General features: G+C 75.0%; 10 protein-coding genes. 3 read left to right on the top strand and 7 right to left on the bottom strand.

Features of this window, described 5'->3' with window-relative positions:
- A partial coding sequence (locus tag E4099_RS20340; protein WP_483414777.1) for a PhlB family protein occupies window positions 1–242 on the bottom strand: 242 nt, incomplete at its 3' end.
- A gap of 11 nt (window positions 243–253) precedes the next feature.
- Window positions 254–1,069, bottom strand: a complete 816-nt coding sequence (locus tag E4099_RS20335) for a crotonase/enoyl-CoA hydratase family protein (RefSeq protein ID WP_135340526.1) — start codon at window positions 1,067–1,069, stop codon at window positions 254–256.
- Between the two features lie 163 nt (window positions 1,070–1,232).
- On the opposite strand from E4099_RS20335, the gene E4099_RS20330 reads away from it, so the two are divergent.
- The gene (locus E4099_RS20330; protein ID WP_135340525.1) at window positions 1,233–2,855 is read left to right on the top strand and encodes an acyl-CoA synthetase; all 1,623 of its coding nucleotides are present in this window, start codon (window positions 1,233–1,235) and stop codon (window positions 2,853–2,855) included.
- 261 nt (window positions 2,856–3,116) lie between these two features.
- Here the strand turns inward: E4099_RS20330 and E4099_RS20325 are convergent, their stop codons facing one another.
- Window positions 3,117–4,076 carry an AraC family transcriptional regulator gene (locus E4099_RS20325; protein WP_135340524.1) on the bottom strand — a complete coding sequence of 320 codons (960 nt, stop codon included), beginning with the start codon at window positions 4,074–4,076 and terminating at the stop codon, window positions 3,117–3,119.
- 214 nt (window positions 4,077–4,290) lie between these two features.
- On the opposite strand from E4099_RS20325, the gene E4099_RS20320 reads away from it, so the two are divergent.
- Together E4099_RS20320 and E4099_RS20315 are read left to right on the top strand one after the other, a co-directional pair.
- Window positions 4,291–4,812, top strand: a complete 522-nt coding sequence (locus tag E4099_RS20320) for an SMI1/KNR4 family protein (RefSeq protein ID WP_245245032.1) — start codon at window positions 4,291–4,293, stop codon at window positions 4,810–4,812.
- 155 nt (window positions 4,813–4,967) lie between these two features.
- Complete coding sequence (locus tag E4099_RS20315; protein WP_135340522.1) at window positions 4,968–6,023, top strand: saccharopine dehydrogenase family protein; 1,056 nt, start codon at window positions 4,968–4,970, stop codon at window positions 6,021–6,023.
- 84 nt (window positions 6,024–6,107) lie between these two features.
- Here E4099_RS20315 and E4099_RS20310 read toward each other — a convergent pair whose 3' ends face one another.
- The 4 genes from E4099_RS20310 to E4099_RS20295 all read right to left on the bottom strand — a co-directional run bounded on the left by E4099_RS20310 (window position 6,108) and on the right by E4099_RS20295 (window position 11,978).
- Complete coding sequence (locus E4099_RS20310; RefSeq protein ID WP_135340521.1) at window positions 6,108–6,803, bottom strand: alpha/beta fold hydrolase; 696 nt, start codon at window positions 6,801–6,803, stop codon at window positions 6,108–6,110.
- A gap of 66 nt (window positions 6,804–6,869) precedes the next feature.
- Entirely contained in the window at window positions 6,870–8,015 is a 1,146-nt protein-coding gene (locus E4099_RS20305) for an NAD(P)H-dependent flavin oxidoreductase (protein WP_135340520.1), read from the bottom strand.
- A gap of 77 nt (window positions 8,016–8,092) precedes the next feature.
- Complete coding sequence (locus E4099_RS20300) at window positions 8,093–9,664, bottom strand: phytoene desaturase family protein (RefSeq protein WP_135340519.1); 1,572 nt, start codon at window positions 9,662–9,664, stop codon at window positions 8,093–8,095.
- A gap of 70 nt (window positions 9,665–9,734) precedes the next feature.
- Window positions 9,735–11,978 (bottom strand): serine/threonine-protein kinase, encoded by a 2,244-nt coding sequence (locus tag E4099_RS20295; protein WP_135340518.1) that lies wholly within the window; start codon window positions 11,976–11,978, stop codon window positions 9,735–9,737.
- Window positions 11,979–12,127: the final 149 nt, after the last annotated feature.

Below are 12,127 nucleotides of genomic sequence, written 5' to 3'. Positions count from 1 at the left end.
GGGGCGGGGTTCCAGGCCCAGGTGGTGACGGTGCCGGTGGGTGCGGTCTCGACCAGCTCGTGCAGCTCCTCCGCGGTGACCGGGTCGTACTCCGTGGGCGGCACCAGGACGCGGCCGTCGCCGGTGCGCACCCCCAGGACGGTGCGCTCCCGCAGTCCGGTGAGGAAGGCGCTCTGGATCGGGCCGAGGGAGCGGGTGAAGGGGAACTCGACGGTCAGCGGGGCGGTGAGGGCCTCGGACACGGTCACTCCTCTCAGGCGCGCCGGAAGACGGGTGGGCGCTTCTCCGCGAAGGCCCTGGCGCCCTCCTTGGCGTCGGCGGTGGCGAAGACCGGCCACCCGCGCTCCAGTTCCAGGGCGAGGGCCTCGGGCTCGTCGAGGCCGGCGGTGTCGTAGACGGACGCCTTGACCGCCTCGACGGCCAGCGGTGCGTTGGCGTTGATCAGTTCGGCGGTCTCCAGGGCCCGCTCCAGGGCGGTGCCGTCCGGCACCACCTGGCCGATCAGCCCGATCCGCAGCGCCTCGGCGGCGGTGTACGGGCGGCCGGTGAGCAGCATCTCCAGGGCGTGGGTGCGCGGGATCTGGCGGGGCAGGCGCACCGTGGAGCCGCCGATCGGGAAGAGCCCGCGGCGCACCTCGAAGAGTCCGAAGACGGCGCCGCGGCCGGCCACCCGGATGTCGGTGCCCTGGAGGATCTCGGTGCCGCCGGCCACACAGGGGCCCTCGACGGCGGCGATCACCGGTTTGCGGGGCCGGTGGTGCCGGAGCATCGCCTTCCAGTGCAGGTCGGGGTCGGCGGCCAGCCGGTCCCGGTAGGCGTCGCCGGCCGGTCGGCCGCGGTCGGCGAGGGCCTTGAGGTCCATGCCGGAGCAGAAGGCCCCGCCGGCGCCGGTGAGGACCACGGAGCGGACCGCCTCGTCCGCGTCGGCGGCCAGCCAGGCGTCGTGGAGGCCGACCAGCATGGGCAGCGAGAGCGCGTTGCGGGCCTCGGGGCGGTCGAGGGTGATCACCAGGGTGGCGCCGGCGCGCCGTACGGTCAGGTGCTCGGTTCCGTGTGCCGGTGCGGCCATGACGGTCCTCCCGTCCTCGGATCCCGAACAGGGTGCCGGAGGCGGTGCGGGACTTCAATAGCTTCCTGACTACCTGTCAGGTTTCTCGGTGCCGGCTCTTCCGGTCTGCGCCGGCCGGCGCTCTAATGACCGCCGAGCCCACCCGATCCGGTCAGGAGGAGCCGTGGAGTACAACCTCGCCGACCTGTTCGAATCGATTGTGGACACGGTGCCCGACCGCGAGGCCCTGGTCTGCCTGGAGCTGCCGGGCAGCGGGGCGGAGCGCCGGCTGAGCTACGCGCGGCTGGACGCCGCCGCCAACCGGCTCGGCCACCACCTCCGGCGGACGGGCGTCCGCCCCGGGGACCGGGTGGGCCTCCAGCTGTACAACGGCGCCGAGTACCTCCAGACCATGTGGGCCTGCCTGAAGATCCGGGCGGTGCCGGTCAACGTCAACTACCGTTACCTCGCCTCCGAGTTGGCCTACCTCTACCAGGACGCCGAGCTGGTCGCGCTGGTGTACGACGCGGAGTTCGGCGAGCGGGTGGCCGCGGCGGCGCCTCAGGCCCGCACCCTGCGCCAGCTGATCCGGGTCGGCGAGGCGCCCCCGGGCACCCCGGAACCGGCCCCGGCGCCGATCCCGTTCGCCGAGGCCGAGGCCGACGGGCGGGCCGACCGGGACTTCCCGCCGCGCTCCGCGGACGACCTGTTCGTCATCTACACCGGCGGCACCACCGGCATGCCCAAGGGAGTGCTGTGGCGCCAGGAGGACCTGTTCTTCGCCGGGCTGGGCGGCGGCGCCCCCTCCGGCGAGCCGGTGTCCCGCCCCCAGGAGCTGGCACGACGGGTGGCCGCCGGCGGCGAGGGGCTGGTCTTCTTCCCCACTCCCCCGCTGATGCACGGCACCTCCACCCTCACCTCCCTGATCGCCTTCGACTACGGCCAGAAGGTGGTGCTGCACCGCCGCTACCAGCCCGAGGAGGTACTGCGCACCGTCGCCCGGGAGCGGGTCACCACCATCTCGCTGGTCGGCGACGCGATGCTGCGCCCGCTGACGGACGCGCTGGCCGGCCCCTGCCGGGACACCGACTGCGGCTCGCTGCTGGCGGTCAGCAGCTCCGGCGCGATGCTCTCGGAGACGGTACGCGCCCAGTTCACCGCCCTGCTGCCGCATGTCATGCTCCTCAACAACTTCGGCTCCTCGGAGTCCGGGTTCAACGGCACCGCCACCGACGGACCGGCCGCCGGCGGCGCGTTCCGGATCCGGGTCAACGCCCATACCGCGGTGGTCGACCCGGCCACCCAGCGGCCGGTCGCTCCGGGCGGCACCGGCCGGATCGCGCTGCGCGGACACGTCCCCCTGGGCTACCACAACGATCCCGCCAAGTCCGCCGAGACCTTCTTCGAGCGGGACGGTGAACGCTGGGTGCTGCTCGGCGACATGGCCACGGTGGACGCGGACGGTCTGGTCACCGTGCTCGGCCGGGGCTCGCAGTGCATCAACACCGGTGGCGAGAAGGTGTATCCGGAGGAGGTGGAGCAGGCCCTCAAGGCCCACCCGGACGTGTACGACGTCCTGGTCGCGGGCGTCCCGGACGAGCGGTGGGGCAGCCGGGTGGCCGCCGTCGTCCAACCGCGCCCCGGCGCCGAGCCGCTGACCGAGGACGCGGTACGCGCCCACTGCCGCGCCCATCTGGCCGGCTACAAGGTCCCGCGCACCGTGGTCTTCACCGACCGGATCCAGCGCTCCCCCAGCGGCAAGGCGGACTACCGCTGGGCCCGGGAGGTGCTGGGCGCGGTGCGGTGAGCCTCCGGCTCGGGTGGCGGTCTCCTGAGCCTCCGGTTCGGACGGCCGCGGTCTCCGGCCCGGGTGGCTGACACCGGAGCTTCCGGCTCGGGTGGCGGCCTCCGGCCCGGGTGGCCTTCTCCTAAGCCTCCGGCCCGGACGGCCATGGTCTCCGGCCCGGGTAGCCGACTCCCGGGCTTCCGGCCCGGGTGGCCGCGGCCTCGCCGGGCAGCATGCCGGCCGGCGCGCCCGGCCGAGCCCGGGACCTGGGGCCCGCCCGGGCTACTCCCCCACCGCGGCCCGCGGGGCGAGGGACACCGGGCCGCCGCGCCGGTAGCCGCCGGGCGGCATCCCGTACTGGCGCTTGAAGGCCTTGGCGAAGGCGAACTCCGAGACGTAGCCGGCGCGTTGGGCCACCGTGCGCAGCGGCAGTTCGGAGTCGCGGAGCAGCCGGGCCGCCAGGGTCATCCGCCACCAGGTGAGGTAGGCCAGCGGTGGCTGTCCGACCAGGGTGGCGAAGCGGCGGGCGAAGGCGGCCCGGGAGAGCCCTCCCGCCCTTCCCAGCGACTCCACCGTCCAGGGGTGCGCCGGGTCCTGGTGGATGGCGCGCAGCGCGTCCGCCACGGCCGGGTCGTGCAGGGCCGCCGCCCAGCCGCTGGGCGCCCGGTCCGCCTGCTCCTCGTACCAGGCCCGCAGCACGTACAGCAGCAGCATGTCCAGCAGCGCGGTCAGTACGGCGCCGGCCCCCGGGCGCGGGATCTCCAGCTCGCGGCCCAGCAGGTCGACCGCGGCGCGCAGTTCGGGGTGGCGGCCGAGTCGGGCGGGCAGGTGGACCACTTCGGGCAGGTCGGTGAGGAGCGGGTGGGAGCGGGACCGCTCCAGCCGGTAGGCACCGCACAGCAGCCGCACGCTCGGGGCGTGGGCCGGCTCCGGCTCGGGCACGGCGAAGCGCACACCGCTCATGGGTTCCGGGTCTTGGGGCCGGAAGGGCTTCAGCGGGGTGCCCGGGGCGTCCGCGAGCCCGTGGCCGCGGCCGTGCGGCAGGAACACCACATCGCCGGTGCTCAGCGGGATCGGCGCCCCGGTGGCCGGCAGCAGCCAGCACGCCCCGCTGAGCACCACATGGAAGCCCGCGCCGTCGGACTCGGGGAACCCCGTGCCCCACGCGCCCTGGTGGTGGGTGCGGGAGGCGTGCGGCCGGCCGCCGCGCATCGAGGTGATCACATCGCTGAGCACGTCCATGGGAGCACGCTAGCCCCTGTCCCCTGGACCGGTCGGTGCCGCGTGGCGCGACCGACCGGGCCGCGCCGGTGGGCGCGGACGCTCACGCGTCCGTTCCCGCCGCCGCCGTTCGGCGGGGCGACCGCGTACGGGTCCCGGGGGTCGGGGAGAATTCCTCCTGTGCCGCGGTCGATTCCAGGACGGCACCCTCCCGACGCGCCAGAAGGACCCCGTGGTGGCACTACTTCCCGAGATCGCGGCCCTGTTGGGCGAACCCCGGTTCAACTGGTCGGATCCGACCCCGTGGGTCGAGCTGGAGCGGGAGCTGGGGATCGGCTTCCCCGCGGACTTCCGCGAGATCGTGGACGCCTACGGTTCGATCGAGATCAACGGGCAGCTGTATCTCAAGCACCCCGCCGGTCATCTGCTGCACAGTCTGGGCGAGAACATCAGGGGGGACCTCGAACTCTGGCGCGAGGAGGACATGGCGGAGTACCTGCCGAGTCCGGTGGGGGCGAACCCCGGGGAGCTGGTGCCGGTGGCGTCGGCCACGACGGGCGAGGCGGTCTTCCTGCGCGTTCCCGACGGCCCCTCCTCGCCCTGGCGCGTGGTGGTCCAGGAGTTCGACAGTCCGTCCTGGACCCTCTACGAGATGACCTTCGGCGAGTGGCTGCTGGCCTACCTCCAGGGCAGGGACGTGACCTTGCGCGCTCGCGACCGCGCGCCCGACGGCCCGTTCTACGCGTTCCTGCCCTGACTCCCGTCGCTCCGTCCTCGGGCCGAGACGAACGGACAGCGGATGGAGACGATCAGGCATCGAGGATCTCGTCCGCTCTTCCTAGGCTCGATGACGGCGAGCGGGACGACACCGCTCGCCGCTGTCGACGCAGTCTGCTGCCTGAGGAGTTCACGATGAGGATCGCCGTGTTCGGGGCGAGTGGGTACACCGGCCGGCTGGCGGTCGCCGAGTTGGCGCGCCGCGGCGTCCCGGCGGTGCTGGTGGGGCGGGACGCCGGGCGGCTGCGGTCCGCTGCCGAGGAGGCGGGGATCGCCGCGCCGGAGATCCGGATCGCCGCCGCCGACGACCTGGCGGGTCTGACCGCCGCGTTGGAGGGCTGCGAGGCCGTGGTCAACTGCGCGGGCCCGTTCCACCGGTGGGGTGAAGGGGTGATCCGCGCGGCGCTCGCCGCCGGCTGCCACTATGTCGACACCACCGGCGAGCAGCCCTATCTGGACCGGGCCTTCCGGGAGTTCGACGAGCCGGCCCGGCGGGCCGGGCGCGCGGTGGTGCCCGGCACCACCGACGACGGCCTGCCCAGCGACCTGATCGCCGCGCTGACCGCGGCCCGGGTCGGGGAGGCGGCGGAGATCGCCCTGGTGGTCGACCTCGTCGGCGGTGGCGCCTCACAGGGCACCGTACGTTCCATGGGGGCCATCCGGGACACCCTGCTCAGCGGCGGGCTCGGCTACGAGGACGCCGCCTGGGTGCCGCGGGCCACCGCGCGCCGCACCGAGATGGTGCCGGCGGACGAGTCCGAGCCCCGCCCGGTGCTGCGGTTCGCGCTGCCCGCCATGGTCACCGTGCCCCGGCACGTGCCCACCCGCCGCTTCGAGGCCCTGGCCACCAAGGAGGTGAGCGATCTGTTCACCACCCTGACGCCGGAGCTGGCCGACAGCCTGCCGTTCGGTCCCGAGGTCGCCGACCGCACGGCCATGCGCTGGTCCTTCGCGGTGGAGGCGGTCGGGGTGGACGGGCGGCGGGCCCGGGGTGTGGTGCGCGGCCGGGACGCCTACGGCACCACCGCCGTGATCGCCGTGGAGGCGGCCCGCCGGCTGGTGGCCGACGGCGCGCCCGCGGGGGTGCTGGCCCACGCGCAGGCCTTCGACCCGGCCGGGTTCCTGGACCACCTCGGCGCCCACGGCGTCAGCTGGTCGGTCGAGGACGAGCCGGCGCCCGGGCATCGCTGAGGCGGCGGACGGGCACCGGCGGCCCGGTGCGCCCTCCCCGCCGAGGGCACGGATCAATTCGGCCGGCCGGGCCGGTCGCCGGGGTCAGTCAGGCTCGGCGAGGAAGGCGCGTACCTCGGCCAGGAACTCCTCGGGGCGGGTGGCGTGCACCAGATGGCCCGCGTCGATGGTGACCAGCCGCCCCTGCGGCAGGCGTTGGACCAGGTCGGTCATGAGTTCCTGGGGGAAGTGGCTGGTCGGGCCGCCGCCGATGACCAGGGTGGGCGCGGTGATGTTCGCGAGTCCGGTCAGCCAGCCGGGGTCGGGGGCGTTGCGCTGGGCGGTGAACTGCACCTTGACCTCCCAGTCGAACACCTCTTCGCCGGGCGGTGGCGGCGGCACGGTCAGCGGCGGGTCCTGAGGCAGGAGGGCCGGTGCGTCCTCGATCACCAGCCGCCGTATCCGGTGCGGATACCGCTGGGCGAACAGGTAACCGACCACCGCGCCGTAGGAGTGGCCGATCAGGGTGACCCGGTCCAGACCGAGCGCGGTCAGGAACGCCGCGACGTCCTCCCACTGCTGCTCCAGCGGGTACTCGTCCGACCGGCTGCTTCCTCCGTGGCCGCGCAGGTCCAGCGCGTACACCCGGTGGTCGGTGGCGAGGGCCGGAGCGATACCGGCCCAGTCGGAGCCGTCCGCGCCGAGGCAGTGGAGCAGCAGCAGGGGCGGGGCGTCGGGCGCGCCCCAGGTCCGGTAGGCCAGCCGGACGCCGTTGGCCTGAACTATATGGATCTCACTCATCCGTTGAGGCTACCCGGGGCGTGCCTGGTGGGCCGGGAAGCCGGGCCGGGGTCGGGTCGGGTCGGGTCAGGTCACGCGTCCGGCGACGCGGTTCAGGCGGTCGATGGCGCGCTCGAAGCCGCGGGTGAGGTCGTCGAAGACGGCCTGGACCGGGCGCTCCTCGGTCATCAGCCCCACGACCTGGCCGACCGGGGTCCCCAGCAGGGGCTCGACCTCGTACCGCTGGATGCGGGAGACGGCATCGGCGACCAGCAGGCCCTGCAGCGGCATCGGCAGCGGGTCGGGGCTGTCCGCGGCGTCCCAGGCGTCGGTCCACGCGGTACGGAGTTGGCGGGCCGGTTTGCCGGTCAGCGCCCGGGAGCGGACCGTGTCGCCGGAGCCGGCCGCGAGGAGCTTGCGGGTCAGCGCCCGGGAGTGGAGTTCCGCCTCCCGGGTGGTGAGCCAGACCGAGCCCAGCCAGACGCCCTGGGCGCCCAGGGCCAGCGCGGCGGCGATCTGCTCGCCGGTGCCGATGCCGCCGGCGGCCAGCACCGGCAGCGGATCGACGGCCCGCACCACTTCGGGGGTGAGCACCATGGAGGCGATCTCGCCGGTGTGGCCGCCCGCCTCGTAGCCCTGGGCGACCACGATGTCCACCCCGGCCGCCTGGTGCCGACGGGCGTGCCGGGCGCTGCCGGCCAGCGCGGCGACCGGCACGCGGTGGTCGTGGGCGCGCCGCAGTACGTCGGCGGGTGGTGCGCCGAGGGCGTTGGCGAGCAGCCGTACGGGGTAGTCGAAGACGACGTCCAGCTGGCTGCGGGCGACCTGGTCCAGCCAGCCGGTGATGCGCCAGCCGCTCGCTTCCCCGGGCGCCGGATCGGGCACCCCGTAGCGGGCCAGGGTGGCGCGGACGAACTCCCGGTGGCCCTCCGGGATCAGCGCTTCGATCCGCGCCTCCAGGTCCGTCCCGGCGCCGTCCGCCGCGTCCCCGGCGGGTTCTTCGGGGCGGGCCATGGCGGCGGGCATGACCACGTCCACGCCATACGGTCCGCCACCGGTGTGCCGCTGCATCCACTCCAGGTCGCGGCGCAGCTCGTCCGGGGCGCTGTAGCGGACGGCCCCCAGCACCCCGAAGCCGCCGGCCCGGGTGATCGCGGCGGCGACCGCGGGGAAGGGCGTGAAGCCGAAGACCGCGTGTTCGACTCCCAGTCGTCTGCTCAGCTCCGTCTCCATGGCGGCAGGATGCCGCAGCCGGAGTGCGGACGGAAGGCTTTTTCTGACGCTGCGTCAGTTCAGTGGGCGCCGAAGGTTCAGCGGCCCAGCGCCGCCATCGCCGCGTTGTGGCCGGCCACCCCGCTGACCCCGCCGCCGCGTACCGCGCCCGCCCCGCACAGCAGCACGTTGGGGTGCCCGGTGGCCACGCCCCAGCGCTCCGGGCCCGACTCCCCCGGCTCCTCCTCCGCCCAGGGGAAGACCAGGTCGCCATGGAAGATGCTGCCGCCGGGCAGCCACAGCTCCCGCTCCAGGTCCACGGGGGACTTGGCCTCGACGCACGGCCTGCCCTCGGCGTCCACCGCCAGGCAGTCGGCGATCGGCTCGGCCAGATGGGCGTCCAGCCGGGCCAGGGTGGCGGAGAGCAGTTCGGCCTTGACCGCGTCATGGTCGGCGGCGAACAGCCGGGCCGGGGTGTGCAGTCCGAACAGGGTCAGGGTGTGCAGGCCCTGCCCTGCCGCCTCCGAGCCGAGGATGGTGGGGTCGGTCAGCGAGTGGCAGTAGATCTCCGAGGGCGGTGCCTTTGGGCACCGGCCGGCCGCCGCCTGCCGGTGGGCCAGGTCCAACTCCCGGTAGCCCTCGGCGACATGGAAGGTGCCGGCGAACGCCTCGCGCGGGTCGGCCGCCGGATCGCGCAGCCGGGGCAGCCGCCGCAGCACCATGTTCACCTTGAGCTGGGCGCCCTCCGCGGCGGGGCGCGGCACCGGCTCGCCCAGCAGCTCGGCGAGCCGGTCCGGGGAGGCGTTCACCAGCACCTGCCGGGCGCCCGCGGTGTGTTCGCCGACCGCGTCCCGGTAGGTCACCTCGGCCGAGCTGCCGTCGGTGGCGATCGCGGTGGCGGTGCGGCCGGTGGCGAGGTACGCACCGGCCTGCCGGGCGGCCAGCGCCAGCGCGTCGGTGAGCGCGCCCATGCCGCCCACCGGGACGTCCCAGTCACCGGTGCCGCCGCCGATCACGTGGTAGAGGAAGCAGCGGTTCTGCCGCAGCGCGGGATCGTGGGCATGGGTGAAGGTCCCGATCAGCGCGTCGGTCAGCACCACGCCGCGCACCAGGTCGTCGGCGAACGCGGCCTCGATCGCCTCCCCCAGCGGCCGCTCCACCAGCGCCTCCCAGGCGGCCCCGTCGGCCACCTCGGCCCGTAGCGCGGCGCGGGTGGGCAGGGGCTCGGTCAATGTGGGGAAGACCCGCCGGGCCAGCCGCCCGGTCATGCCGTAGAAGCGTCGCCAGGCCGCGTACTCCCGGTCGGAGCCGGTCAGCCGGGCGAAGGAGGCGCGGGTGCGCTCCGGTTCGGCGCGGTGCACCAGCAGCCCGGTGGGCCGCCCGGCGCGTACCACGGGGGTGTACGAGGAGACGGCGCGCTTGGCGAGGGTCAGGCGCAGCCCCAGGTCCCGTACGATCACCGGGGGCAGCAGGCTGACCAGGTACGAGTAGCGCGACAGTCGGACGTCCACACCGGGGAACGGGCGGCTGGAGACGGCCGCCCCGCCCACCTGGTCCCGACGCTCCAGCACCAGCACACTGCGCCCGGCCCGGGCGAGATAGGCGGCGGCGACCAGTCCGTTGTGGCCGCCGCCGACGATCACCGCGTCATACGCGTCCCCTGGTGGCATGGCTCATCGGTAGCACGCGGGACACGCCCCGTCCAGGCGGCGCCACGCCGCCGAGGGTCGGCGGACCGGCTCACCGCGCGTCCCGGGGAGCGCTCGGCGCGGCCCGGCCGCGGAGGGCGGCGGCCTGCTGGTAGATCTCCACCGCCTCCTCCCGGCGGCCGAGTTGGTCCAGGCACTGGGCTTCGTCGGTGCGGCTGGTGATGGCGTCGGGGTGGTCGGTGCCCAGTACCCGCTCGCGGGCCCGGGCGACCTGCTGGTAGAGGGTGAGCGCGTCGGCCCAGCGGCCCAGCCAGCCCAGGCCCACGGCGATCTCCCGGCGGCTGACCAGGGTGTCCGGATGGTCGGGACCCAGGGTGCGCTCGCGGATCGCGCACACCTCCCGGGCCTCGGCGAGCGCTTCCTCCCAACGGCCCAGGCTGCCCAGGTTGACGCCGAGACCGTGCCGGGCGCGCAGCGTCTCGGGGTGGTCGGGGCCCTGGGTGCGGGTGCGGTCGGCGACCAGGTCCCGGCAGACCGCGAGCGCCTCGGCGCCGTGGCCCAGCCGGCCCAGGCTGATGCCGAGTTCGTAACGGGCGGCCAGCGTGTCGGGGTGGTCGGCGCCCAGTGCCCGGGCGCGGGCCGCGGCCACCTCGCGGTACTGGTGCAGCGCCTCGGGCCAGCGGCTCAGCCGGCCCAGCGCGTGCGCCACCTCGTACCGGGTGACCAGGGTGTCGGGGTGGTCGGGGCCCAGCACCCGGGCGCGGGCCGCGGCCACCTCGGCGGCCATGGTGTACGAGTCCTCCAGGCGGCCGAGCCGGCCCAGGGTGAAGGCGAGGTTGTGGCGGCAGCGCAGGGTCTCCGGGTGCTCGGGGCCCATGGTCCGCTCGCGGGCGGCCAGCACGGCGGTGTACACCTGCTGGGCGTCGAGGTGGCGGCCCAGCAGGCCCAGGACGTACGCGGTCTCCTGCCGGGCGGCCAGGGTGTCCGGGTGCTCGGGGCCCAGCACGCGCTCCAGTCCGGCGGATACCCGGCCGTACTCGCGCAGCGCGTCGGCCGGGCGCCCGGCCCGGCTGAGGGTGTAGGCGATCTCGTACCGGCTGGCGAGGGTGTCGGGGTGGTCGGGGCCCAGGGCGTGCTCCCGTTCGGCGGCCACCGAGCGGTGCACCGCGCCGGACTCCTCCCAGCGGCCGAGCCGGGCCAGTTCGAGGCCGGTGCGGTGCCGGGCGGCCAGGCTCTCCAGCAGGCCGGGCGGTGGCAGGGGCCGGTCCGGCAAGGTCGGCGGGACGGGCGGCCCGGGGGCGAAGTGGCCGGTCCACACCCCGGTGAGCCCGTCGGCGACCGGAGCCGGGGCGCTGTCCGCACGGTGTGCGGCGCCGGCCTTGGACCCGGTGGTCAGGGAGCGCGCCCAGGCGGGCAGCGGGGGTGGCGCCGTACCGCCGCCGGGGGCGAACCGCGCACCGCCGGACCACCGGTCGCCGACTTCGGCACGGGCGTCGCCGATCGGGCCGCCCAGGTCGGCGGCGTCCTGCGGGCGCTGGTCCGGCTCCTTGGCGAGCAGGTCCAGGACCATCCGCTCGAAGGGCTCGGGGAGTTCGGGCCGCTGCCGGCGGGGCGGCACCGGCGGGGTGTCGCGGTGTCCGACCAGGACGCTCCAGGCGTCGGCGCCGTCGAACGGCGGGGCGCCGGTGGCCAGTTCGTAGAGCACGCAGCCCAGCGAGTACAGGTCGCTGCGGTGGTCGATGGGGGCGTCGCCCTCGATCTGCTCGGGCGACATGTACTGCGGGGTGCCCATGGCGAGGCCGGTGCCGGTGAGCCGGGCGGTGAAGTCGATGTCGTGGCCGAGCCTGGCGATGCCGAAGTCGCAGACCTTCACGGTGCCGTCGGTCAGCCGCATGATGTTGGCCGGTTTCAGGTCGCGGTGCACCACGCCCTGGCCGTGGGTGTAGGCGAGTGCCACGGCCATCTGCTCGGCGATGTCCACCACCTCGGGCACCGGCAGCGGCTGCTGCTTGTGCTCGTCCAGCAGCTGCCGCAGGTTGCGGCCGTCCAGCAGCTCCATGACCAGGTAGAGGACGCCGTCGTCCTCTCCGAAGTCGTGCACCACGGTGACCCCCCGGTGCTGGAGCGAGGCGGCCACCCGGGCCTCCCGGCGGAAGCGCTCGCGCAGCACCGGCAGGAAGGTGGAATCCCGCTGCGGCCCCAGCGGTTTGAGGCACTTGACGGCCACCCGGCGGCCCAGCGACTCGTCCCGGGACCGCCATACCTCGCCCATCCCGCCGCGCCCGATGAGATCCAGCAGCCGGTACCGGTCGTGGATCAGCCTGGACTCAGCCATTCTTCGCCGCCGCCCCCGTTCCCCTTGCGCCTTTGCCCACCACCGCTCTCGAACGATGCCGTATCGCTCCGGCCCACGGTCCAGTATGGCCGCCGGCCGGCACCGAGCGCAGGGCGGCACGGCGGGGTGTCGCCGGGCGGGCCCGGGCG

Origin of the sequence: Streptomyces palmae (genome assembly GCF_004684805.1) — a bacterium.
In the GTDB taxonomy this organism is placed as follows: Bacteria; Actinomycetota; Actinomycetes; order Streptomycetales; family Streptomycetaceae; genus Streptomyces; species Streptomyces palmae.
The sequence above is the reverse complement of the archived record's forward strand: the minus strand, read 5'-3'. Positions and strand labels throughout refer to the sequence as shown.